21 protein-coding genes and 1 tRNA gene are annotated in these 25,357 nt (G+C 54.7%); 3 read left to right on the top strand and 19 right to left on the bottom strand.

What is annotated here, in order from left to right:
- Positions 1-49 precede the first annotated feature (49 nt).
- The 6 genes from odhB to sdhC form a co-directional block, all read right to left on the bottom strand.
- The gene (gene odhB, locus ENH71_RS11770; RefSeq protein ID WP_294129985.1) at positions 50-1,303 is read right to left on the bottom strand and encodes a 2-oxoglutarate dehydrogenase complex dihydrolipoyllysine-residue succinyltransferase; all 1,254 of its coding nucleotides are present in this window, start codon (positions 1,301-1,303) and stop codon (positions 50-52) included.
- Positions 1,304-1,399: 96 nt separating this feature from the next.
- Positions 1,400-4,243, bottom strand: a complete 2,844-nt coding sequence (locus ENH71_RS11765) for a 2-oxoglutarate dehydrogenase E1 component (protein ID WP_294129987.1) — start codon at positions 4,241-4,243, stop codon at positions 1,400-1,402.
- 88 nt (positions 4,244-4,331) lie between these two features.
- Positions 4,332-5,039, bottom strand: a complete 708-nt coding sequence (locus ENH71_RS11760; protein WP_294129989.1) for a succinate dehydrogenase iron-sulfur subunit — start codon at positions 5,037-5,039, stop codon at positions 4,332-4,334.
- Positions 5,040-5,058: 19 nt separating this feature from the next.
- Complete coding sequence (sdhA, locus tag ENH71_RS11755; RefSeq protein WP_294129990.1) at positions 5,059-6,831, bottom strand: succinate dehydrogenase flavoprotein subunit; 1,773 nt, start codon at positions 6,829-6,831, stop codon at positions 5,059-5,061.
- A complete protein-coding gene (gene sdhD, locus ENH71_RS11750; RefSeq protein ID WP_294129991.1) occupies positions 6,832-7,200 on the bottom strand; it encodes a succinate dehydrogenase, hydrophobic membrane anchor protein in 369 nt (122 codons plus the stop codon).
- The gene (gene sdhC / locus ENH71_RS11745; RefSeq protein ID WP_294129992.1) at positions 7,194-7,568 is read right to left on the bottom strand and encodes a succinate dehydrogenase, cytochrome b556 subunit; all 375 of its coding nucleotides are present in this window, start codon (positions 7,566-7,568) and stop codon (positions 7,194-7,196) included. The genes sdhD and sdhC overlap by 7 nt, the downstream gene beginning before the upstream one ends.
- 510 nt (positions 7,569-8,078) lie before the next feature.
- Here sdhC and gltA point away from each other — a divergent pair.
- Positions 8,079-9,362 (top strand): citrate synthase, encoded by a 1,284-nt coding sequence (gene gltA / locus ENH71_RS11740; RefSeq protein WP_294129993.1) that lies wholly within the window; start codon positions 8,079-8,081, stop codon positions 9,360-9,362.
- 110 nt (positions 9,363-9,472) lie between these two features.
- Here gltA and ENH71_RS11735 read toward each other — a convergent pair.
- Both ENH71_RS11735 and gltX read right to left on the bottom strand, forming a co-directional pair.
- A tRNA-Ala gene (locus ENH71_RS11735) sits at positions 9,473-9,548 on the bottom strand.
- 128 nt (positions 9,549-9,676) lie between these two features.
- Positions 9,677-11,206 (bottom strand): glutamate--tRNA ligase, encoded by a 1,530-nt coding sequence (gltX, locus tag ENH71_RS11730; protein WP_294129994.1) that lies wholly within the window; start codon positions 11,204-11,206, stop codon positions 9,677-9,679.
- Between the two features lie 209 nt (positions 11,207-11,415).
- On the opposite strand from gltX, the gene dusA reads away from it, so the two are divergent.
- Positions 11,416-12,471 carry a tRNA dihydrouridine(20/20a) synthase DusA gene (dusA, locus tag ENH71_RS11725; protein ID WP_294129996.1) on the top strand — a complete coding sequence of 352 codons (1,056 nt, stop codon included), beginning with the start codon at positions 11,416-11,418 and terminating at the stop codon, positions 12,469-12,471.
- Complete coding sequence (locus ENH71_RS11720; protein ID WP_294129997.1) at positions 12,468-12,929, top strand: tellurite resistance TerB family protein; 462 nt, start codon at positions 12,468-12,470, stop codon at positions 12,927-12,929. Before dusA ends, ENH71_RS11720 begins: the two co-directional genes overlap by 4 nt.
- Positions 12,930-12,970: 41 nt before the next feature.
- Here the strand turns inward: ENH71_RS11720 and ENH71_RS11715 are convergent, their stop codons facing one another.
- From ENH71_RS11715 to ENH71_RS11665, 11 genes are all read right to left on the bottom strand, one after another.
- Positions 12,971-13,726, bottom strand: coding sequence for an MlaA family lipoprotein (locus tag ENH71_RS11715; protein WP_294137841.1), 756 nt, complete (start codon positions 13,724-13,726; stop codon positions 12,971-12,973).
- Between the two features lie 95 nt (positions 13,727-13,821).
- The gene (gene hrpA / locus ENH71_RS11710) at positions 13,822-17,727 is read right to left on the bottom strand and encodes an ATP-dependent RNA helicase HrpA (protein WP_294130002.1); all 3,906 of its coding nucleotides are present in this window, start codon (positions 17,725-17,727) and stop codon (positions 13,822-13,824) included.
- A 9-nt stretch (positions 17,728-17,736) separates the two neighbouring features.
- Positions 17,737-19,398: an AMP-binding protein gene (locus ENH71_RS11705; protein WP_294130004.1), complete on the bottom strand. Its 1,662-nt coding sequence runs from the start codon at positions 19,396-19,398 to the stop codon at positions 17,737-17,739.
- An 82-nt stretch (positions 19,399-19,480) separates the two neighbouring features.
- Positions 19,481-20,659 (bottom strand): vWA domain-containing protein, encoded by a 1,179-nt coding sequence (locus tag ENH71_RS11700; protein ID WP_294130005.1) that lies wholly within the window; start codon positions 20,657-20,659, stop codon positions 19,481-19,483.
- A 10-nt stretch (positions 20,660-20,669) separates the two neighbouring features.
- Positions 20,670-21,512, bottom strand: a complete 843-nt coding sequence (locus tag ENH71_RS11695; RefSeq protein WP_294130007.1) for an AAA family ATPase — start codon at positions 21,510-21,512, stop codon at positions 20,670-20,672.
- A gap of 37 nt (positions 21,513-21,549) precedes the next feature.
- Complete coding sequence (locus ENH71_RS11690; RefSeq protein WP_294130009.1) at positions 21,550-21,897, bottom strand: hypothetical protein; 348 nt, start codon at positions 21,895-21,897, stop codon at positions 21,550-21,552.
- Between the two features lie 43 nt (positions 21,898-21,940).
- Positions 21,941-22,402, bottom strand: coding sequence for a YcgN family cysteine cluster protein (locus tag ENH71_RS11685; RefSeq protein ID WP_294130011.1), 462 nt, complete (start codon positions 22,400-22,402; stop codon positions 21,941-21,943).
- Positions 22,399-23,589 carry a ribonuclease D gene (gene rnd / locus ENH71_RS11680; protein ID WP_294130013.1) on the bottom strand — a complete coding sequence of 397 codons (1,191 nt, stop codon included), beginning with the start codon at positions 23,587-23,589 and terminating at the stop codon, positions 22,399-22,401. The genes ENH71_RS11685 and rnd overlap by 4 nt, the downstream gene beginning before the upstream one ends.
- Positions 23,590-23,627: 38 nt before the next feature.
- Positions 23,628-24,224: a recombination mediator RecR gene (gene recR, locus ENH71_RS11675; protein ID WP_294130015.1), complete on the bottom strand. Its 597-nt coding sequence runs from the start codon at positions 24,222-24,224 to the stop codon at positions 23,628-23,630.
- 30 nt (positions 24,225-24,254) lie between these two features.
- Positions 24,255-24,575, bottom strand: coding sequence for a YbaB/EbfC family nucleoid-associated protein (locus ENH71_RS11670; RefSeq protein ID WP_294130017.1), 321 nt, complete (start codon positions 24,573-24,575; stop codon positions 24,255-24,257).
- Between the two features lie 45 nt (positions 24,576-24,620).
- Positions 24,621-25,357: DNA polymerase III subunit gamma/tau C-terminal domain-containing protein (locus tag ENH71_RS11665; RefSeq protein ID WP_294137840.1), on the bottom strand; the 737-nt coding region annotated here is incomplete at its 5' end.

Below are 25,357 nucleotides of genomic sequence, written 5' to 3'. Positions count from 1 at the left end.
CGAAACGCGAAGAGTGCAGGATCCGACCCTGTTGCCCGGGCAACGGATATCAGATCTCCAGCAGGATTCTCGCAGGATCTTCCAACAGATCTTTGATGGTAACCAGGAACTGCACGGCCTCTTTGCCATCGATCATACGATGGTCGTATGACAGTGCGAGGTACATCATTGGCAATATTTCCACCTTGCCGTTCACAGCCATGGGTCGTTCCTGGATTTTATGCATACCCAGAATTGCCGTTTGTGGCGGGTTCAGAATCGGTGTCGACAGCAGTGAACCGAATACGCCGCCATTGGAAATGGTAAACGTACCGCCGGTCATTTCATCCATTGACAGTTTGCCGTCCTGCGCTTTCAGACCATATTCACGAATTTTGCCTTCCACCTGTGCCAGGCTCATGTGATCAGCGTTGCGCAATACCGGCACCACCAGGCCACGCGGCGAAGATACGGCGACGCCGATATCCTGGTAGCCGTGATAGACAATGTCACTGCCATCAATGGACGCGTTCACCGCAGGGAAGCGCTTCAGTGCTTCAACGCAGGCACGGACAAAGAAGGACATGAAGCCCAGACGCACGCCGTCATGGGTCTTTTCGAACTGGTCCTTGTAGCGTGAGCGCAACGACATCACCGGTTCCATATTGACTTCATTGAAGGTGGTGAGCATGGCTGTTGTTTGCGAAGCCTGCAGCAGACGCTCGGCCACTTTCGCGCGCAGACGGCTCATGGGGACGCGCTCTTCGACGCGACCTGATGACATATCCGCTACCGGATGCTCTCTGCTTGTCGGAGCAGCAGAGCCAGCCTTGGATTCGCTCTTGGAGCCGCCTTCGATAGCGTTCATGACATCTTCTTTGGTCACGCGGCCATCTTTGCCGGTGCCGGTAACCTGTTCGGCTTTGATGCCATGCTCTTCCGCCAGCTTTTTAGCCGCCGGGCTCAATGCCGGGGTATCATCAGAAACAGATTCAGACTTTTTGTCTGCCTTGTCGTCTGTTTTGCTGTCCGCTTTTTTGCTGTCAGACTTGTCGTCCGATTTGCCCGAATCACCGGATGCGGCCGCCCCTTCCTTGACCAGGGCAATCAGCTCGTTGCTGACAATGGTGTCACCAGAGTCTTTAACTATTTTCTCCAGAACACCGTCTGCAGGTGATACCACTTCAATGACAACCTTGTCGGTTTCGATATCAACAAGAAGTTCATCGCGCTTGACTGCATCGCCTGCTTTCTTGTGCCAGCTCGCGATAGTGCCATCTGGCACCGATTCCGGCAGTGTTGGTGCTTTGATCTCAATAGACATGTCTGTTCCTTACACTCATGTGTGTCTGATTTTTATTCATCAAACCAATATATTAAAAACAACGTTTTATAAAACCGTTCAGCAACTGACAACCAATTACTCGTTCGTACCCAGCGCCTGCTCCAGGAATGCGTTCAACTGCTGCAGGTGAAGCGCCGGATATCCGGCGGCAGCAGCAGCAGACGCTTCACGCCCGGCGTAACGCAGGTTCACTGACGAGCCAACTTTCTGAATGACATTGCGCATATGATGCTGGCTTGAGTACCACGCCCCCTGATTCATGGGTTCTTCCTGACACCACACCACATCCTTGAAGTTTGGATACATCTCCATCACCTTGCACAGGTCCTCTTCGGGGAAGGGGTACAACTGCTCCAGCCGGATGATTGCGATGTTGCTAATTTCCCGCTTGCGGCGCTCGGCACGCAGGTCATAGTAGACTTTGCCCGAACACAGAATGACGCGCTCTACTTTGTCCGCAACAATATTGTCATCGGTCTCACCGATCACTACCTGGAATGAACCTTCCGCCAGTTCCTCAAGTGTTGCCGTGGTTTCCTTGTGTCGCAGCAGGCTCTTGGGTGACATAACGATCAATGGCTTGCGCAATGGACACAGCACCTGCTTGCGCAGCATATGGAAAACCTGTGCCGACGTTGTCGGCAAACAAACCTGAATATTGTGCTCTGCACTTAATTGCAGGAAGCGCTCAAGGCGTGCCGACGAATGCTCCGGACCCTGACCCTCATAGCCATGCGGCAGCAGCATGGTCAGACCACACAGACGCTGCCACTTGTGCTCGCCACTGGTGATAAACTGATCGATGACAACCTGCGCCGAGTTGGCAAAGTCACCAAACTGGGCTTCCCAGATGACCAGGGCATTAGGCATCGTAGTCGCATAACCATATTCAAATGCCAGCACCGCCGCCTCTGACAGCAGGGAATCATAAATACAGAAGGTTTTCGGATCGGCCACAATGTTACGCAGCGGAATGTACTCTTCCTCGGTCTCCTGGTCGCGCAGCACGGCATGGCGATGCGAAAATGTGCCGCGTCCCACGTCCTGACCGGTGATGCGGATTCGATTGCCACTGGTCAGGACACTGGCATACGCCAGTGTCTCGGCGAAACCCCAATCAATCGGCGCGTCACCTTCAGCCATTTTCTGACGATCATCACAGATCTTCTGCACTTGTTTGTGCAGGGTCAGGTTCTTTGGCAACGTGGTGATCTTGCGCGCCAGTGCCTGCAAGGTCTCCAGTTTCAGCGATGTATTAAAATGCGCACTCCAGGTGTGTCCCAGATAAGGATTCCAGTCGACAAACATCTCAACATTGGGTTCCTTGATCAGGCTTTTCACTACATGAGAGCCTGTATCCAGCGCACTGCGATAGGAGGAGTTCATTTCATTTACCTCCTCCTCGGTCGCAACCCCTTCCTTGACCATTCGCTCCGCATACAACGTTCGTGTCGTCGGATGCTGACGGATCTTCTGATACATTGTCGGCTGCGTAGAAGACGGCTCATCGGTCTCATTGTGGCCGCGACGCCGGTAACAGACCAGGTCAATGACCACGTCTTTTTTGAATTCATAACGGAAATCCAGCGCAAGCTGGGTCACAAACAGCACCGCTTCCGGGTCATCAGCGTTGACATGGAAAATCGGCGCCTGCACCATTTTGGCGATATCGGTACAGTACTCTGTGGAGCGTGCATCATCCTGACGACTGGTGGTAAAGCCGACCTGGTTGTTGATAATCAGATGCACAGTGCCACCGGTACTATAGGCACGCGTCTTCGACATCTGGAAAGTTTCCATGACCACGCCCTGCCCGGCAAACGCGGCATCACCGTGAATACTGATGGGAACCACGGCATGACCCAGGCTGTCCTTGCGACGATCCTGTCGCGCGCGCACCGAGCCTTCGACTACCGGCGACACGATTTCCAGGTGAGACGGGTTAAATGCCATAGCCAGGTGGACTTCGCCACCGGGCGTCATGATATTCGATGAAAACCCCTGGTGGTATTTGACGTCGCCCGAGCTTTTATACTCCTTTCGGCCTTCAAACTCACTAAACAGTTCGGACGGGTTTTTACCCAGAATATTGACCAGCACATTGAGGCGACCGCGGTGCGCCATGCCAATGACGATTTCTTTCACACCGTAACTTCCGGCGCGCTGGATCAACTCGTCAACCATTGGAATCAGGCTTTCGCCACCTTCCAGACCAAAACGCTTGGTGCCCGGATATTTCGAATCCAGGTGCTTCTCGAGCCCCTCTGCTGCGCACAGGCGCTCCAGCAGATGGCGCTTGACTTCGGGTTCAAAGCCCGGATCACCATGCTTGGGTTCAATGCGTTTCTGCAGCCACTGTTTCTCAGCAAGGTCAACAATATGCATGAATTCGTAACCGATCGATCCGCAATAGATCTTCTCCAGCACTTCGACAATTTCACGCAATGTCGCGGTATCGCGATTGATTTGCAGCGAGCCGGTCTGGAAAACGGTAGAGTTGTCAGCTGGCGACAGGTTGTGGAAATCAAGTTCCAGGTCAGGCACACGCTGACGGTGCATGAGTGACAACGGGTCGAGCGCAGCTTTCTGATGCCCACGCACCCGGTAGGAACTGATCAGGTGCAGAACCTGAACCTGTTTGTTCTCATGCTCGGAGTTGACGACAACGTCGTTACTGAGCACCGGCATGAAACGACTGGTTTTGCCAATGCGACGAAAATACTCCTGAATCTCCTTGTGAGAGACATCACCCTGATTCTGCTCGGCGATTTTGGGCAATTCATCAAAGTAGCGTCGCCACTCCTCAGACACCTGCGCGGGGTCAGTCAGGTACTGATCATACAATTGCTCGACGTATTCCGCGTTACCACCGGACAGATGCCCGGTGCTCCACATTAACTCCATGATGCTGTTATGCATTATTATATATCCCGGTCAACAGAGCCGGATTCGCGACTGCCACCTTGTGAGCGGCACCGGAAACGTCTCTATAAAAAATACAGATTCCTCAAGCGCCGCGCTGTAACAGCATGTGGCGTATATGACCAATAGCCTTGGTCGGATTCAGGCCCTTTGGACAAACCGCGACGCAATTCATGATCCCGCGGCAGCGGAACACGCTGAACGGGTCCTGCAGGTCTTCCAGGCGCTCTTCGGTAGCGGCATCCCGGCTATCGGCCAGAAAACGGTAAGCCTGCAACAGGCCTGCAGGGCCGATGAACTTATCCGGATTCCACCAGAACGAGGGGCAATTGGTGCTGCAGCAGGCGCACAGAATGCACTCATACAAACCGTCAAGTTTGGCCCGGTCTTCGGGTGACTGCAGGCGCTCGATAGCCGGCGCCGGGGTGTCATTAATAAGGAACGGCTTCACCTTCTCGAACTGCTGGTAGAATATACTCATGTCAACTACCAGATCGCGTACCACTGGCAGTCCCGGCAGCGGGCGCAGTACCAGTTTGTTGCCGCCTTTGGTAGCAACCGATACCGGCGTAATGCACGCCAGACCATTGGTGCCGTTCATATTCATACCGTCTGAGCCACAAACACCTTCACGGCAAGAGCGACGATAAGCGACGGTCTGATCCTGCTTCTTGATCAGGCTCAGCACATCCAGCACCATCAGATCGCGACCTTCCGGCAGCTCGATCTCGTAGTCCTGCATGGAGGGTTTGCTGTCTGTTTCCGGGTTGTAACGATAAACACTGACTAACACGTTAGTTCACCTTTATTCATTAATAGGTACGAATCATGGGCTCGAATTTATCGACCGTTTTAGGCGCAAAGTTAACTGCACGCTTGGTCAATGTACGCGATGTCGGATGGTATACCGAATGACATAACCAGTTTTCATCATCACGTTCCTGGAAGTCTTCACGCGCGTGCGCACCGCGGCTCTCGTTACGGCCTTCAGCAGATAGCGCTGTCGCTTCGGCAACTTCGAACAGGTTCTCCAGTTCCAGCGCCTCGATTCGCGCGGTGTTAAAGGCGTTACTCTTGTCTCCCAGCTTGACGTTGGCAATACGGGGGCGCAGAGCTTCCAGCTTCTTGATGCCTTCACGCATGAAGTCACCGGTGCGGAATACACCAAAATGGTTCTGCATGATGCTTTGCAGTTCTTCGCGCAAATCCGCCACATTTTCGCCTTCGGTCGAATTGTTCAACCGGTTCAGGCGTGCCATGGCCCTTTCGATATCGGCCTCGGAGGCATCACGGTACTCAATGCCCTGCCCCAGCATGCTTTCAATATGCTTGCCAGCAGCGCGACCGAACACCACCAGGTCCAGCAGCGAGTTGCCGCCCAGCCGGTTGGCACCGTGCACGGAAACGCACGCGGCTTCACCGACTGCAAACAGGCCGTGAATCAGCTCATCTTCGCCATCAGCATTTTGTGTAATGGCCTGACCGTTCACATTGGTCGGAATACCACCCATCATGTAATGACAGGTCGGGATCACCGGGATCGGTTCTTTCACCGGATCCACATGAGCAAAGGTACGCGACAGCTCCAGAATGCCCGGCAACTTCTCGTTCAGCACCTTTTCACCCAGATGGTCGAGTTTCAGCAGCACGTGATCGCCTTTGGGACCACAGCCCTTGCCAGCAAGGATTTCCTGAACCATGGAGCGGGCCACCACATCACGGCCCGCCAGGTCTTTGGCATTGGGGGCATACCGCTCCATGAAGCGCTCACCATCCTTGTTGATCAGGTAACCGCCTTCACCACGACAGCCTTCGGTGACCAGTGTGCCCGCGCCGTGAATACCGGTCGGGTGGAACTGCCACATTTCCATGTCCTGCATCGGATAGCCAGCACGCAGCGCCATGCCGATGCCGTCGCCGGTATTGATCAGGGCATTGGTAGTGGACGCGTAAATCCGGCCGGCACCACCGGTCGCCAGCACGGTTGCCTTGGACTCGACAAATACGGTTTCACCGGTCTCTATGCAGATGGCAATCACACCAACCACCACCCCGTCCTCATTACGGACGAGGTCAACGGCATACCACTCATTAAAGAACACTGTCTCGTTTTTCACATTGCCCTGATACAGGGTATGCAGCAGCGCATGGCCGGTGCGGTCGGCCGCCGCGCAGGTTCGCGCAGCCTGGCCGCCCTTGCCGTAGTCTTTGGACTGACCACCGAAGGGGCGCTGATAGATACGGCCATTCTCGGTGCGCGAAAATGGCAGACCCATGTGCTCAAGCTCAAAAACGGTTTGCGGGCCTTCGCTACACATGTATTCGATCGCGTCCTGGTCACCGATATAATCGGAGCCTTTGACGGTATCGTACATGTGCCAACGCCAGTCATCATTGGGATCGTCGCTGGCAATGGCACAGGTAATACCGCCCTGGGCGGAAACAGTATGAGAACGAGTCGGGAAAACCTTGCTGATTACGGCTGTCTTGTAACCGGATTGCGACAATTGCAGGGACGCGCGCATGCCTGCACCGCCGCCGCCAACAATCAACGCATCAAAAGAGATCTTGCGAATACCGCTCATTTATAGTCCCCACAGAATCTGAACACCCCAGACGAGGTAGATGAATATCAACAGCACACACGCTGCCTGAAACAGAAACCGGATCACGGTGCCCTTGCTGCCGATCATGTAATTGTTCAGGTAATCGGTGGCAATGGTCCACATGCCAATCCAGGCGTGCGCGCACAGCGCCAACAGCGCGGCGAGACTGGCAATCCGCATCCAGGTGCTGCTGAACAGCGCCTGCCACTCGGCATACCCCAGGTCAGGTGTCATCACCAGGAAACCGAGCAGGCCGACAAAATAAACAGCCAGGATGACAGCACTGACGCGCTGAATAACCCAGTCCGACAGGCCACTACGGCCAAAACTCATGACATTCTTCACCATATCCAAACCCCCGCGGCGATAATTGCGATAGCAGATACGATAACGACAAGACGGGCACCATTAATACCGCCCTGCAGGGTCTCACCGACGCCCGTATCCATGATCAAATGTTTAATGCCGGCAATCAGGTGGTAGAGAAGTCCTGCCACCACGCCCCACACCACGAATTTGACCAGCGGTGAGGTCAGCCATTGCTGGACATTGCCAAAGTCTTGCTCGGAGCGCAGAGACTCGGCCAGCAGGAACAGCAAAATAGCAATGCCGACGAAAATGATTACGCCGGAAATTCGATGCAGGATCGATGTAATCGCCGGCAGCGGAAAATGAAGGGTTTGAAGTTCGAGATTTTTGGGTCTGTTGTCTTTCACTGGTAGCCACTTAGTCAGCGCCGATGACGACGCGGTTAGCGATAAGACCAGCCACAACGCGCTGATCAACCTCCGGAGAGTCTGAACCAGAGCAGGGTCCCTGTCAGGACAATTTCCTGTGCTCATTCAGGCGCTTCGTTAACTTCACCGGTATTATAAAAGACCGGGAGTTCGGCCGCTGAGTATAGACTTATAGGGACGGGAATACAATAAAACACAGGGCAAAGGCGTGGGTTTTGGCCAATATGTGACAACGTTTTGTCAACCACAATAATTTATCCGCATTCGGGGAGTGACCCGGGGCCGGATTATGGTAAAGTAGCGGTTTTGCCGCTGGCCCTGCCTCCCCTAGCATCAAATATATGAGACAAAAACAGAAACGCAGCGTAACAGGTCCGTAGTCGTTATCGACATATATTGAGGGATAACATACCGAGAGCAGACTGCTTGTCGTTTCTCCATGGGAACGCAATTGCTGGCAGCTGGAAGTTTATCAGTCAGGAGTACACTATGAGTGAACAAAAAAAAGCCCGCTTGAGCCTGGCCGGCAGCCAGGAAGTGATTGAACTTCCGGTACTGGAAGGCAGCATCGGCCCGGACGTTATTGACGTGCGCAGCCTGGTATCCAAAGGCGTCTTTACCTACGACCCCGGATTCATGTCAACCGCCTCAACCGAATCCGCGATCACCTACATAGATGGTGACGCCGGCGTCCTGTTACACCGGGGCTACCCCATTGACCAGCTGGCCGATCATTCGGACTACCTGGAAACCTGTTACCTCCTGCTTAACGGCGAATTGCCTGACGACAAAGCCAAGGCCGCATTTGTCGAAGAAATCACCCTGCACACCATGGTGGATTCCCAAACCTCGCACTTGCTGAACGGCTTTCAGCGCAACGCGCACCCGATGGCAGTGATGATTTCCCTGTGCGGCTCTCTGGCCGCCCAGTATCATGACGGTCTCGACATCGACGATGCCGGGCACCGAAGACTGGCCGCGATTCGCCTGATTGCCAAAATGCCGACGCTGGCAGCGATGACCTACAAGCACTCCATCGGCCAGCCCGTCATGTCCCCGCTCAACTCCCTCAGCTATTCAGAAAACTTCCTCCACATGATGTTCGGCGTACCCGCTGAAGCGCCCAATGTCAGCCCGGTGCTGGCCAAGGCCATGGATGTGATTTTCCTGCTGCATGCGGATCACGAGCAGAATGCCTCGACGTCGACTGTGCGCCTGGCCGGCTCAACCGGCGCCAACCCTTACGCCTGCATCGCATCGGGCATAGCGGCGCTTTGGGGCCCGGCACATGGCGGCGCCAATGAAGCCGTACTGAATATGCTGAATGAGATTGGTGACGAATCCCGCATTGAGGAGTTCATCGCCAAAGCCAAAGACAAGGACGACCCTTTCCGCCTGATGGGCTTTGGTCACCGCGTTTACAAAAACTTCGATCCCCGCTCCAGGGTCATGAGCAAGATCTGTGATGAAGTGCTGGCGGACCTGGGCGTTGAAAACGACCCGTTGGTCAGAATCGCTCGCCGACTGGAAAAATTTGCCCTGGAAGACGACTACTTTATCAAACGCAAACTGTACCCTAACGTCGACTTCTACTCCGGCATTATCCTGAAAGCCATCGGCATACCCACAAGCATGTTCACGGTGATTTTTGCCCTCGGCCGCACGCCCGGCTGGATTGCACACTGGAACGAAATGATCAGCAGCTCCTACAAGATCGGACGTCCGCGTCAGTTGTACAAAGGTGCCACCAAACGCGACTACCCGACGAAATAATCCCGTCAAATCCGGTTTTTCGCCGACCTTCCGTTCGGCGAAAAACCAGACAGGAACCAACAAAAAAGGGGTCAAGCGCAAGCTTGACCCCTTTTTTGTTTCCTGCTGTATGGTGGAGCTAATCGGGATCGAACCGATGACCTCAACGCTGCCAGCGTTGCGCTCTCCCAGCTGAGCTATAGCCCCTTCATTCCCTGCGTTGTGCAGAGATCGCGCATTTTAGGCATCACCCCCCTTGCTGTCAATGCCTTAAATGGCTTTTTCCGCACAAGCGTCGGGCAATCTCACCGCAGCCGCTTGCGCGCAGTGCTGAATCACTCGTCAGCCTGCGCCGCCGCAGCAAAAGCCTGCAGATCGCGGAAACGTTTCTCCAGTACTTTGGCCTCTTTCTTGGACACACCACCCAGCACTTCAATCGCCTGCCGGATACGCGCCCGGCTGATGTCCAGACCCAGAATGGTGATGGCATCAATCACCGACACCGACACCGCTCTGCCGGTGATCGCGACAAACAATGGAAACAGCGTTTCGCGGATCTTGATCTCCATGAATGCGGCAAGATGCTGGGCGCTTTGCTCAATACCCTCTCGCGTCCACTCACTCATTTGCTCCAGCTGCCACACATAGAATTGCAGAATGTGTTTGCACTGCTCCTCACTCAACTGCTTGTGGTTGAAATCCTGTGCCTGAATCGGCAACAGGCCACTGAGAAAAAATCCGGCCAGTGGCACTACATCACTGAAACGCTCCACTCTGTCCTTGATCAGCGGAACGATGTCAGCCATTTTGTTATTGGCAAGTGCCCACTGGCTGTAAGCTTCGGTAAACGTCTCGGTGTCGAGATTCTCCCGAATATATTTGCCGTTCAGCCAGTTCAGCTTCTCCACATCAAATACCGGACCACCCAATGACACGCGGTCAATATCAAACGCCGATTCCATCTCGGCCAGCGAAAATTTTTCGCGGCCATCCGGCATTGTCCAGCCCATCATACCCAGATAATTGACCAGGGCTTCAGGCAGATATCCCATGTCCTGGTAATAGGAAATACTCGTTGGGTTTTTGCGTTTACTCAGCTTGCTCTTGTCCGGATTGCGCAACAAAGGCATGTGACAAAATTCCGGTACCTGCCAGCCAAAATGCTGGTACAACAGAATGTGCTTGGGCGTGGAATTGATCCACTCCTCGCCGCGAATCACATGGGTGATTTCCATCAGATGGTCGTCTACCACGTTGGCGAAATGATAGGTCGGCAAATGATCTGACTTCATTAACACCTGCATATCAATCTGCTGCCAGTTGATGCGAATCTCTCCGCGCAAACGGTCATGAAAAACGCACTCACCGTCACGGGGCACTTTCATGCGAATGACGTGTGACTCGCGGGCAGCCAGTTTTGCCGCAATGTCTGCCTCGGTCAGCGTCAGGCAGTGGCCGTCATATCCCGCAGTCTGTTTGTTGGCCATTTGCTCGGCACGCACGGCATCCAGGCGCTCTGCCGAGCAAAAACAGCGAAACGCCTGCCCCTTGTCCATCAGCAGTTCAATATGCTGACGATAGATGTCGCTGCGCTGGCTCTGCCGATAGGGACCGTGAGGGCCGCCGTTATCCGGTCCTTCTGCCCAGTCCAGTCCCAACCATCGCAACGCCTGCAAAATGTCCTGTTCCGAACGGGCCGTGCTGCGCGTCTGATCGGTGTCCTCAATACGCAAAATGAATTCGCCGCCGTGCTGGCGGGCGAAACAGCGATTGAACAGGGCGATATAGGCAGTTCCGACGTGCGGATCGCCAGTAGGTGAAGGCGCAATCCGGGTTCGAACCGGTGATGTTGACGTATTTGACATGGGACTCCTGCAGTCGTTGCAAAAATTTCAGCTGGTTCAGATCGTTGTCCGGACTAATGCCCGAACCAAAGCCCGAAACAAATGTCCGGAAAAGAGCCCGATTATACGTGATGGTGCCAATCTTCACCACGCATGCGATGAGACAGGACGCCCTGACGCCCGGTCTTTGTTATACTTGTTGGCCCGTTTTAATATCATGAGCAGCAGTTTTGAACCAAGTACACACCAAGGTCAGCCCACATCGCTTCTGTGTCGCTCCCATGCTCGACTGGACCGATCGCCACGAGCGATATTTCCTGCGCCTGCTCAGTCGGCACGCCCGACTGTATACCGAAATGGTGACAACCGGCGCACTGTTGCACGGAGATGTGGCACGACATCTGAAGTTCGACGTGGCAGAGCATCCGCTTGCCCTGCAACTGGGTGGCAGCGACCCGGACGCACTGGCGCATTGCGCGACGCTGGCCGAGCAATGGGGCTATGATGAAGTCAATCTCAACATCGGCTGTCCCAGTGACCGCGTCCAATCTGGCAAGTTCGGCGCCTGCCTGATGGCGGAGCCAGCGCTCGTGGCCGCCTGCGTCAGCGCCATGCAGGCGGCAACAGCGTTGCCGGTTACCGTCAAATCGCGTATCGGTATAGACGATCAGGATAGCGATGAGTTTCTGCAACGCTTTGTCGAAACTGTCGCCGGCGCCGGCTGTCGTACTTTTATCATTCATGCCCGCATTGCAGTACTGCAGGGACTCAGCCCAAAACAGAACCGGGACGTGCCACCACTCAATTACCCACGCGTAAAAGGCATCAAGCAACGTTATCCCGAGCTTGAGATCATCATCAATGGCGGCATCAGTTCGCTGGAGCAGACCCGATCATTGCTGGAAGGCAGCGACGGGCCAGCACTGGACGGTATCATGATGGGCCGCGAGGCCTATCAGAACCCCTACATACTGGCACAGGTTGATCAGCAGCTGTTTGCTGACACCCTGCCGGTGCCGTCGCGGGCTGATATCATCGCCGCCTACCTGCCCTACGTCGAAGAACAACTGGCGCAGGGCACGGCGCTGCAGCACATGACGCGTCATATCCTGGGTCTGTTCAAGGGTCAGAGCGGAGGGCGTCTGTTCCGGCGCCATCTCAGCGAAAACGCATTCCGCAAAAACGCTGGTATTTCCGTACTCAGGGACGCATGTGCGCTTGCCGAGGCCGACACCAGCGCCACAGGTGACATGCGTCAGGAAGAACAATTGAAGGAGAACGTATGATAGTTGCGATCAAACGATTTTTTGACAGTCAACTCGCCAGTCCCGAGCAGGAAACCAACGAACATAAAGTCAGCCGTCTCCGACTGGCCAGTGCGGCGCTGATGTTTGAACTACTGAAAACCGACCGGCACATTGATGAACGGGAGACCGATATGATGCGCCGGGTGCTGGAAAAGACCTTTGACCTGGACCAGCGACAACTGGACGAAATCATTGCGCTGGCCGAAGACGAAGCCGCCCAGGCCGTGTCGCTGTATGAATTCACCAGCCTGGTAAACGAGGCTTATCAGTATGAAGACAAGGTTCAGCTGGTGGAGAATCTGTGGCGGCTGGCGCTGGCCGATGATCATCTGGACAAGTATGAAGAGCAGATGATCCGTAAAACTGCCGACCTGCTTTACGTGTCACACAGCGACTTCATCAGGACCAAACTCCGGGTTCGGGATGGCGGTCGTTAAGCCCCGACCATGATCCCCGTCCTGGTCTCTAGTCCTGGTCTCTAGTCCCAGTTACCCCAGTCGCTTTGCTGATCGGCCACCTCGCCATCCTTGACCAGGTACGCACGCTGCTGCAGATACGCTTCCCGGGTAAAAATGTACGGATCGCCAGACATCAACGTCTCCACTGACATTGCATCCACCCGGCGGTCTATCTGTTGCAAAACGAATGCGGCATTTCGCAGCAGGTCGTCATCACGATGGTTGAGTGGATTGGTGTAGGTGTCGGTGGCATAACCGAAACTGTCCCGCACAGTACTGGGACCGAACAGCGGAAGCACTACATAGGGTCCGGGTGGCATACCCCAGTAACCCAGAGTCTGACCAAAATCCTCTTCGTTCTTGTCGAAACCTGCCCAGGTGGCAATATCAATCAATCCGAAGACACCGAATGACGAGTTCAGCATCAGGCGTCCGGTGTCATTGGCCGCCGCTTCCAGCTTGAATTGCAGAAGATTGTTGGCAAGCACTGAAATATTATTGATATTACTGAAAAAATTGCTTACGCCTACCCGTGCCAGACGCGGCACATAACGGGTATAACCGTTAGCCACCGGACGCAAAATCTTGCGGTCAACATAGTCGTTAAAGGCATACACTTTAACATTCACCGGCTCCCACGGATCATAGTCAGACGGTTGCTGCGCAGCAGCACCACTGGTTGCCATGCCCAGGAACCCGCCGAGAACCAGCGACAGAGCCCAGGACAGCGACTGAGTTATAATCTTGCCAAACCGATACTGCATTTGCTTTAACACTCCACAACAACCAGCCCTTAAAAACCGGCGCGCTGACCAATGACCCATCACAACGGCGCGTATTATCCCAGATAAGCAGTGAGCTTGATATAGCCCTAACGGGGGGGTTCGAGCAGCTTGCGCAGCCGCTTCTCGGACACCGGTCCCCGGGTCCCCAGAGCCTGGGCAAACAGCGAAACCCGCAACTCCTGCAGCCACCACGGGAAGTCTGCCAGCTTGCTCTCGTCATCAACACGTGCCTGTATACTGTCCTGACCGTACAGACGGGTCAGCTCATTTAGCACTGACTGCATCTCCTGATCCCGCGCCGGCTGCGACGGCATTTTTTCCAGTCTCTGCACTACCGCTTGCAAATACCTCGGATATTCCCAAAGCCAGGCATCCGGTACTGAATCCGGGAATTCAGCAGGAAACAGGATTACCAGTTGCGCTTCGATATCCGTTGCTGCTTTACGGTAAGCGGCAGGCAGTGCAGACAGGCGACGCCTGATATCAAACAACAGGTCATAACTGTCGGTCAGCAAACGGCTCAAACGACCGGCCTGCCCGACCAGCTCAGCCTTGCCGTCGCTGAGCAATGCCTCAAATTCAGCACGCGTCAGAATCCGTTGTTCGTTCAGACGAAAACTGAGTCGGTAAGCGGCAGATACCGCGTTCTCCAACCATGATTTGTCCTGCGTAATCAGCTTCAGTCCCAGTGCTGTTTGTACGCGACCCAGTTGCTTGAGGATCATGTTTTTTTGCTGCGTTGTTCTCAACATCAGCAGCCGCGCCAGGCCATGCTGGGATATCTGCGCGGCCTTGTGTTCCGATTCGCATAGCACAATGGCGACACTAGCGCCTTCGTCCCTGATAGCCGGATAGCGCACCAGCCGGATGCCTTCGTTGGTTTCAACGTTGGCGGGCAGATCGCCGAAATCCCAATCGGTGATCCCGGTGCGCTCCAGCGGATGCACCGAGGCCCGGGTTGATGCCGCCGGGCTGTTACTGAATTGTTGCTTGAGTCGGGACAGATTCTGCGCCACCGTCAACACCTTCCCCTTGGCATCCAGGACGCGTATCCGTGGCTGCAAATGCAACGGAATGGTTGCCGGATCCCATTGTTCAGGCGCAATGCGAATGCGTTTCAATGACCATGCCCTGTCGGCAAGCAGTTCGGTCAGTGTCTGGGTCTGTGGCACAGTTTTGCCCTGGCCAGACCCGTCCAGCGCCTGTGTGACGAACTCAGGAACCGGCACGAACTGTTTGCGCAGCGCTTTCGGCAGGCTTTTCATCAACGCAATGGCACGCTCCTGAACCAGCCCCGGCACTGCCCAGTCCAGATCCAGTTGGGTCAAACTGCCTATCAGCAACGCCGGTACGTCAATACTGATACCATCTTCGTCGCTACCGGGTTCAAAGCGATAATTGATCGACAGTTCGTTGTGCTGAACCGCAGCGCTATCGGGAAATGCATGCGCACTGTCCTGATCAATGGCACGGGCAATTACGTGCTCACGCTGCATCCGCAGCGGGTCAGCCTGCTGTTGTTGGGGCTCGCGGTACCAGTGCTCCAGCGCCGCAACCGTGTTCACAGAGGGCGACAGGCGTACGTCGTAGAACGCTGCCAACTGGTCATCGCTGACCAGAATATCCGGGCGACGCTCTTTTTCCTCCTGACGCCGGATTGTGGCCAGCAGCTCCATATTGGCCTGATAGAACGGCAGTTGTGTTTCCAACTGTTCAGCGACCAGGCCTTCGCGGATAAAAATATCCCGACTCAACGCCGGGTCAATCGATCCGTAGGAGACCGCGCGCTTTTCAATCAGGGTCAGGCCAAACAGACTGATTTTTTCGTAGGCAACGACTTCACCGCGCTTTTTTTCCCAGTGCGCCTCAAAATAATCGCGCCGCAACAGATGTGGCGCCGCGTCGACGGCCCATTCCGGCTCGATGCGCGCAGCCATGGTGGCAAACAGTCGGCTGGTTTCTATCAGCTCGGCACTGACAATCCAGGGTGGCATTTTCTTGTACAGGGCCGAGCTGGGAAACAGCGAGAATTTTCGTCCCCGGCTCCCCAGGTAGAACCCGTCCTGGGTTTTCTGCCCCAGCTGATTCAGCGAGCCAGGCAACATGGCACGATGCACAGACTCATAATCCGGCACCTGGTCTTCTGTGCGTAATGGTGCCTTGTATCCCAGCGACTGACAGGACAGACTCAACTGGCGGTGTGTTTCACGCCATTCGCGCAACCGCATCCAGGACAGGAAATTGTCCTTGCAGAACTTCCGGAATTGCCCCTGAGTAAGTTCCTGCCGCTGCTTTTCCACCTCGTCCCACAACACCACCCAGGACAGAAAATCAGACTGACCATTGGCAAATTGCTGATGCCGTTCACGCGCGGCCTGACGCTTGTCTGCCGGCGTCTCACGCGGATCCTGCACACTGAGCGCACTGACGATGATCAACAGCTCATACAGTGAATGTCGCCCGGCGGCTTCGAGCAGCATCCGGCCCAGTCGCGGATCCACTGGCAGGCGCGCCATCGCGCGGCCGGTTTCGGTCAGCTTGCGTTCCCGGTTGATGGCACCGAGCTCATCAAGCAATTTGAAACCATCGTTGATGGCACGACGATCGGGCGCCTCAACAAAAGGAAACTGACTGATATCGCCCAGCTTCAGCAACAGCATCTGTAAAATAACAGCACTGAGATTGGTACGCTGGATCTCCGGGTCGGTGTATTCTGGCCGGCTCAGAAAATCGCTTTCGCTGTACAGACGGATACAGACACCACTGGCGACCCGACCACAGCGACCCGCACGCTGATTGGCACTGGCTTGCGATACCGGCTCGATCGGAAGTCTTTGCACTTTGCTCTGCACACTGTAACGACTGATACGTACCAGGCCACTATCGATGACATAACGGATACCCGGCACGGTCAGGGAGGTTTCAGCCACATTGGTGGACAGGATTATGCGTCGCCCTTTATGGGGGGCAAAAATACGTTGTTGTTCATTTTGCGTCAGGCGCGCATACAGTGGCAGTATTTCAGTCTGCCTCAGTTCCTGCTTGCGCAAGGCCATGGCAAGATCACGTATTTCCCGTTCCCCGCTCAGAAACACCAGCGCATCACCGGGCGCCTGGCGCCGTTCCCGCTCGATACTCTCCATCCGTCGCAACGCCTGCATGACACCGGCCAACAGAATGTCCTCGTCTTTATTCTCAGTCTCCAGCTCGGCGGGGTCCTGATACAGGATTTCTACCGGATAGGTTCGACCCGATACACTGATGATAGGCGCGTCAGAGAAATGCCGGGAGAATTTTTCCACATCAATGGTGGCCGATGTGATGATGATTTTAAGATCCGGGCGCTGACGACTCAGCCGCTTGAGATAACCCAGCAGAAAATCGATATTCAGGCTGCGCTCGTGAGCCTCATCAATAATCAGCACTTCGTATTTGTTGAGATATCTGTCTTGCTGAATCTCGGCCAGCAGAATGCCGTCTGTCATCAGTTTGATGAAGGTATTTTCGGTGGTATTGTCGCTGAAGCGCACCTGGTAGCCAACGCCCTGCCCCAGCGTTTCGCCCAGTTCGTCGGCGATACGGGATGCCACGGCACGCGCAGCCAGCCGGCGCGGCTGGGTGTGGCCAATGAGACCTTTCACGCCATAACCCAGCTCCAGACAGATTTTCGGGATCTGTGTGGTTTTACCGGAACCGGTTTCCCCCGCTACCACCACAATCTGATGTTGTTTCAGGGCATCAGCGATGTCCTGGCGCTTTTCCGATACCGGTAGTTCAGGCGGATAGTTGATGTGCGGAATTCTGGCGCGGCGCGACTGCACACGCGCTATCGATTTGTCTATGCGCGCCTGCAGTGCCGTGACGGCCTGCTGGTGCCCTGCATCAGCAGGGCCGTCAGCTATCTGGCGATTCAGACGTGACAGTGCCTGTTGCAACGCAAACTGGTCTGCGCTCAGACACTGCCTGATACGGCTTCGCAAATCTTTACTCATGACTGTTGCTTATTGATGCTGCTTCAACTCTTGCTCACGGATTTCACGCCGCAGAATCTTGCCCACATTGGATTTGGGCAGATCATCAACAAACACGACCTCCTTGGGCACTTTGTAGGCGGTCAGATTTTCCCGGCAATGTGCTGTGATATCTTCAATGGTCAGCACATTGTCGCGGCGAACCACGAACAACTTGATGGCTTCACCGCTTTTTTCGCTGGGCACACCGATGGCGGCGCTTTCTGCAACCCCCGGGTGGGAATTAACCACCTCTTCCACTTCACTGGGGAAAACGTTGAATCCCGAGACGATGATCAGGTCCTTTTTGCGATCCACGATCTTGATGAAACCGTCATCATCGATCCTGGCAAAATCACCGGTTTTAAACCAGCCCTCAGCCGTGATGGACTCTTGCGTCGCCGCTTCATTGCGCCAGTATCCTTTCATCACCTGCGGCCCGCGCACCCACAATTCACCTTTCTCATTTAGGCCAAGGTCATTGCCGTCATCATCAACCGTCATTATCTCGGTACCGGGTACGGGTGGCCCGACTGTGCCGATTTTAACTTTGTCGTAGGGGTTGATACTTACCACCGGCGAACACTCGGTGAGTCCGTAACCCTCATAGACCTGACAGCCGGTAACACGGTGCCACTCTTCGGCCACGCTGATGGTCAGTGCCATGCCGCCGGCACCGGTGAAACGCATCTGACTGAAATCAATCTGCCCGATATCGCGGTGACGACTCATGGCCAGAAACAGGGTATTGATGCCCACTAAACCGTTAATCTGTGGCAGAGCTTTCAGCGTTTTGATCAGCCCATCCAGATCGCGCGGATTGGGTATCAGCACACTCAGATTGCCTGCGTACACACCGGCCAGGCAATGGAACATGAAAGCATAGGTATGGTAAAGCGGCAGCGGCGCCACAATGACATCCTGCCCATCGCGAATCAGCGGCTTACTGACTTCGCGTAGCTGCATCATGTTGTGCACCAGATTGCTGTGCGTCAGCATTGCGCCTTTGGCCAGTCCGGTTGTACCACCGGTGTAAAGCACAATGGCAACGTCGGTGCCACTGTCCGGCACTGCGCGCCGATCCGGCGAACCACTGAGGGCATCAGACCATGTAACAGCACCATCAATCGACCACGATGGCACCATTCGTTTGAGGTATTTAACCGCCAGGTTCATCAACAGACGTTTTGGCTGCGGCAGCATGTCGGCAAGCTGGGTGACCACGACGCATTCAATATCGGTGTCATCGATAATGGCCTCGAGCTTGTCGCAGAAATTCTCCAGAATGACCACGCCCTTGACGCCGGAGTCACTGAACTGATGTTTCATCTCCCGCGCGGTATACAAGGGGTTGGTGTTGACTATGACCAGCCCTGCGCGCGCAGCCGCCACCACGGTTATCGGGAATTGAAGCAGGTTCGGCATTTGAATGGCGATTCGATCACCCGCATTGAGACCGCTTTTGTCGCGCAACCAGGCAGCAAAACGCGCGCTGTACTCATCAAGCTCAGCGTAGCTGATGGTATGACCAAGGCAACTGAAGGCGGGCTTGTCGGCATAATGCTTGAAAGCGTATTCAAACACATCGACGATCTGTTCAAACTGCCCCGGATTCAGATCGGGTTCGGTTGACATCGGTTGCGCTGCAAACATATTGCGGGTCTCCTCGGACACTGCTTTATTGCCAGTTTTTTGAAATTTTTGGTTTTTTGAAATTGCCAGTTCGTTGAGCTTGCTATTTACTCAGGGAGCTCATCGCCTCTTCCAGTCCTTTCACTGACAGCGGATACATTCTGTCCTCCAGCAACTGGCGTACAACAGCAATGGAATAGCCATGTTCCCAATGTTCCTTAGGCACCGGATTGATCCAGGCAATGTGGTCGAAATTATCCGTCAGCCTCTGCATCCAGGTAGCACCGGCCTCCTCATTGTAGTGCTCTATGCTGCCGCCCACATGCGTAATTTCATACGGCGCCATAGTGGCATCACCGACAAAAATGACTTTATAGTCTTTGCCGTATTTATGCAGGATATCAAACAGCGGTGTTGTTTCCGCCTGCCGGCGGCGACTTTGTTTCCATACCGACTCATAGATAAAGTTGTGGAAATAAAAATACTCCAGATGTTTGAATTCCGTGCGCGCAGCTGAAAACAACTCTTCACAAAGCTGCACATAAGGATCCATGGAGCCACCCACATCAAAGAACAACAGAACTTTGACCGAGTTATGACGCTCCGGCACCATCTTGATATCCAGCAGCCCACCCTTGCGGGCAGTCGAAGAGATGGTGTCGTCAATATCCAGCTCATCCTGCGCACCGACGCGCGCGAATTTCCTTAGCCGGCGCAACGCCAGCTTGATGTTGCGAGTACCGATTTCCAGCGTATCATCAAGATCACGGTAATCGCGCCGGTCCCAGACTTTGGCAGCACGCCCTTCGCGCCCTTCATCCTGGCCAATACGAATGCCTTGCGGATTAAAACCGTAAGCGCCGTAAGGTGAGGTGCCACCGGTGCCTATCCACTTGTTGCCACCCTCATGTCGCTCCTTCTGCTCTTCCAGACGCTTACGGAACTCTTCCATCAGTTTGTCGAGACCACCCATGGACTCGATCATCGCGCGCTCTTCTTCGCTCAGGCTGGCTTCGAACTGACGTCGTAACCACTCATCAGGAATGGCATCACGCAACAGATCATCCAGAACCGACAGCTCCTTGAAGTATCGTGAAAACGCCCGGTCAAAACGATCGTAATATTTCTCATCCTTGATCATGCACAGGCGGGCAAGCAGATAGAACTGCTCCATGTCGGCAAATGCAAAATTCTGCTTCAGACATTCGAGCAGCGTAAACAGCTCATCCAGGCTGACCGGGATTTTTTCCCGACGCAACGCATTAAAAAACCGAATCAACATACTGCCGCCGTTACCGTTTCGCTCTGTGCATGAAGGCAATTTTCTCAAGCAGGTGAACGTCCTGCTCATTCTTTAGCAAGGCGCCATACAATGGCGGTATGGCACTTTTCATATCCTGGTTTTTCAATATTTCGTCTGGTATATCATCGGCCAACAACAATTTAAGCCAGTCAATCAACTCGGATGTTGATGGTTTTTTCTTCAACCCAGGCACTTTCCTGACGTCAAAGAATATATCCATGGCCTGCGCCAGCAAGTCCTTTTTGATAGTTGGATAATGTACCGCCACGATTTTTTCCATGGTGACTGCATCCGGAAACTTGATGAAATGAAAGAAGCAGCGACGCAGGAACGCATCCGGCAATTCCTTTTCATTGTTACTGGTAATAATCACAATCGGGCGGTGTCTCGCCTGTACCCGCTGCTGGGTTTCGTAGACATGGAATTCCATCTTGTCCAGCTCAAGCAACAGGTCATTGGGAAATTCGATATCGGCTTTGTCGATCTCATCAATCAGCAGCACCACCTGTTTTTCCGAATCAAAGGCCTGCCAGAGCTTACCTTTGACAATGTAATTGGCAATATCATGAACCTTGGGATCGCCCAGTTGGGAGTCACGCAGGCGTGATACCGCATCGTATTCATACAGCCCCTGCTGCGCACGTGTGGTTGATTTAATGTGCCACTGGATCAGTTCCAGTCCCAGCGATTCCGCAATCTGCTCGGCCAGCATGGTCTTGCCGGTGCCGGGCTCACCTTTGATCAAAAGTGGTTTTTGCAAACTGATGGCAGCGTTGACCGCCATCTGCAGCTCATCCGTTGCCACGTAGGCCTTGGTTCCTGTAAATCGCATAGTATCCTCTTGCACAAGTTTAAATTAACTCACAACATCAACGTTTGCCGGATCGGCTAACCAACGCGCGCAATAACCCCGACATCAGGGCGATGACAATGGCCGCAGTCAGTGCCAGCGTTAATGGCACCAGACCCCTGATAAAGGCATCGCCTCCGATCGTTATCATATCCAGCAGGATAACAATGACAGCCGGCGCCATCAGATCCTCATCGGCAGCGACATACCAGGGCGTATAAATCAACGCAATCATGATGCCGCGCAGCACGTTGGCAAGGGGCTTGAAGCCGATGGCGCCGGTCGCTTTATAAAACAGGATGTAACACAAAGTGCCGGCCGTCAGATAAACCGCCCAGCTTGTAATGTAACCGTAAATACCCAGCATTCAGTGCACCGCCGTCTGTATTATCATCTTCCCAATTTCATTGTCAGGCACGAACCCATCGGATGACGTGCTCTTCCAGCCCGTCCTCATGCACGTGATCCTCTGAGATAACACGCCCGGTCACGGCAATGCCCAACGCCTGCATGGGTTCCCGGGAGCCAGTCAGCAGTGGATGCCATTCCGGCAACGGTTTATTCTGATACCGGAGTTTATAGGCGCAAGTGTCGGGAATCCAGTCAACTGAGGCCTGCAGTACCGACATGTCGAGTACCAGACAATCAGGTACCAGAACATTGCGCCTGCCATAAGCCGTGCAACTGCACTTTTGCTGGTCCAGATAACGGCATACCACCCGTGTGTAGACCAATCTGGCGCTCGCCTCTTCGTCCTGCAGCTTCTTCAGGCAGCAGCGGGCGCAGCCATCGCACAACATTTCCCATTCGCGGCGATTGAGCTCTGCCAGTGGCAGTTCCCAGAAATTTTCGCGTACCGGCAGTTCACTCATGTCGCGTTCGCCTCACCAGCACTGCCTTTGCCAATGGCGGTGTCAGTAATAATATCCGTCAGCGGCGCTGCCAGCAGAGGCTGCTGCCAGCCGGACAGGTCCGCCGGCCACACCAGTGCCGCCTGCTTATTGGTAGCATGCCGGTTCAGATGCATCAGCGTGATCAGCTGCTTCTTGCGCGCCAGCAACTCCTCGGCAATTCCGGTCTGCGCCGCCACCGCGCGCACTGCCTGTTGACAGCGTTTCAACGTTGCCCGTTGCGCTTGCGACATGGGTTCGCCTTCAAGGTTGTTGGCTATCCCATCGGCCACCGGCTCGCTGTCGCGGATTATCGCCAGCAGGGCGTCGGCGTCCTGCTGGTAAATATTGCGATTCAGATCCGGCAATCGGGTCAATGCCTGATGGGTTGCGGGCAGTTGTTGCGCCAGCGTGATCAGATCCGCATCCCGGGCAATCCAGGCGCGCGGCTTGTCACGTTGACGTGACACCTGTTCGCGCCAGATACACAGGTCCTTCAGAGCACCCAGTTGTTTGGCGTTCAGACGCCAGGCAGCGCCCATCGACAGATACAGATCCGGCCAGTTGGCGGGATCTTCTGCGGCCAATGAGATCTGCCGCATGCGTTCGCATTCGTCGCGCAGATAGTCCAGTTTGCCTTCGCGCGTCAGCGCAGCTTTCAGCTCCGCATGCAAACGCGGCAAATAGGCGACATCCAGCGCAGCGTATTTGACCTGGTTTTCCGACAGCGGCCGTTTCAGCCAGTCAGAGCGGGTTTCCCCCTTGCTCAGCTCCACGCCGGTGATATGCAGCACCAGGTTCAGATAGCTGATGCTGTAACCGTGCCCCAGAAACCCCGCCGCTTTCTGGGTATCGAAAATCGGGCCGGGCATGCAGTTATAGAAATAATTGAAAACCACCAGATCTTCCGAACACGAATGCATTATTTTGGTAATGTCAGGCGCTGTCAGGATATCGATGAACGGCTGCCAGTCCTGGATACTGAGCGGGTCCAGCAAATAAGTGCCGTTGCCGTCGCCCACCTGGACCAGTCCCGCACGCGGATAAAACGTACTGACGCGGATAAACTCGGTATCCAGTGCCAGTGTCGGCAATGTCCGCCAGGACTGGCATAACTGAGCCAGTCGCGCATCGTCGATTACCAGTTCCGGAGCAGGAAAATCAGTCATAAACAGCTCTCTTCATGTGCACTCGTCATGGCATTGCGTCAGCGTAGTAACTGACGACCGTTGAAGGCATGACTCAGGGTGCCACCATCAACATATTCAAGTTCACCGCCTACTGGCACGCCATGAGCAATCCGACTGATGACCAGCCCCTGCCCTTTCAGCAGACCGGCGATATAGTAGGCAGTTGCATCACCCTCGACTGTCGGGTTGTTGGCAAGAATCAACTCTTCGACCGGTTTCTCCTGCAACAGGCTCATCAACTCATTGATGCCGATTTCGTCGGGGCCAATGCCATCAATCGGGGACAGGTGACCCGACAGGACAAAGTAAAGTCCCTGGTAGCTGCCCGCCTGCTCGATGGCATACAGGTCCGCTGGCGAACCCACCACACACAGGATTGAGTTATTGCGCGCGGGATTACTGCAGATGCGACAGCGCACTTCCTCAGTCAATGCCCTGCACTGTTCGCAACGACCGATATTGTCCAACGCAGTGGCAAGCGTATCGCTGAGCCTGGCGGCGCCGGTCCGATTGCGTTCAAGCAGATAGATCGCCATTCGCTGAGCCGATTTCGGACCGACACCGGGCAGGCAACGAAGCGACTGGATCAACTGTTCAAGTAACGGGCTATGCATATTGGAAATACACCTGCTCGGCAATAGCCTTCAGAATGGGAACTTGAAACCGTCAGGCAGTTTCATGCCCGATGTCATGGCACTCATGGTATCGCGATTGCCATCATCCAGCTTCTTGACAGCGTCGTTGATAGCGGCCGCGATCAGGTCTTCAATGATCTCTTTGTCTTCCTGCATCAGGTCAGCGCTCAGCTCTACCTTACTGGCATCATAACGGCCACTCAGATGGATTCTGACCATGCCGGCACCGGATTCACCAATCACGATCTTTTTGGCGGCTTCTTCCTGGGCCTTCTGCATCTGCTCCTGCATTTGTTTGGCCTGTTGCATCAATTGATTCAAGTCAGTCATACATTATCCTCATTAATCTGGTTTTCAGGTCTGTTGTTCCGGGTTTCAGGGTGTGCTTTTGATTATCTGCAGGGAATCCTGATCAACCCTGGCGTCAAATTCGGCAATCAATGCCAACACACCCGGGTCGGTATTAAAACGATGATGCAGCTCGTCGATAGCCTGCTGTTTCTCGCGACGTCTGCGTTGCGCCGGCGATTCCGACGGCAGCATGCCTATGTTGACAGTCACCGTGACCGGTCGCTGCAAGGTCTCGCTCAGGGCCTGTGCGATTTTGGGTTGCTGGTCCTCTGAGTACAAGGCGCTCTGTTCCCTGTCCAGTATCAACTCATAGGAATTGTGTGAGACAGATGCAGGTACACAGTTGGCCAGTATGTTGCCGCTGATACCTGACAATTGGCATTGCTGCACTAACGCAAACCAGTCCGTGCCCTCTGTCGGCGCCGTCCCTGTTGCCGAAGCGTCGACATTCACTACGTCCGGGCGGCCTGGTTCTGGTTCTGGTTCTGGTTCTGGTTCTGGTTCTGGTTCTGGTTCTGGTTCTGGCTCTGGTTCGGGCGTTGCTTTCGGCTCTGGTTCTTCTGCCGGTGGCATCACCGGTTCCGGCCGGGCGTGACGCGCGGGTTCAGTTGCCAAGGCTGGTGCCGGGCTCACGTCGACGTCCGGCTCGGGCTCACGCTCAGGCTTGGCCTCCGGCTCGGGGATCGGCGCGGCGCCGGACGGGCGCGGTGGTTCCGGTCTCAGCTCTGCTGCGTCTGCGGCGGGGGCAGGCTTTTTTTTTT

The sequence above is a fragment of the Pseudohongiella sp. genome (assembly GCF_011050365.1).
Classification (GTDB): domain Bacteria; phylum Pseudomonadota; class Gammaproteobacteria; order Pseudomonadales; family Pseudohongiellaceae; genus Pseudohongiella.
Note: the sequence above shows the minus strand (reverse complement) of the source record. Positions and strands in the feature narration are given on the sequence as shown.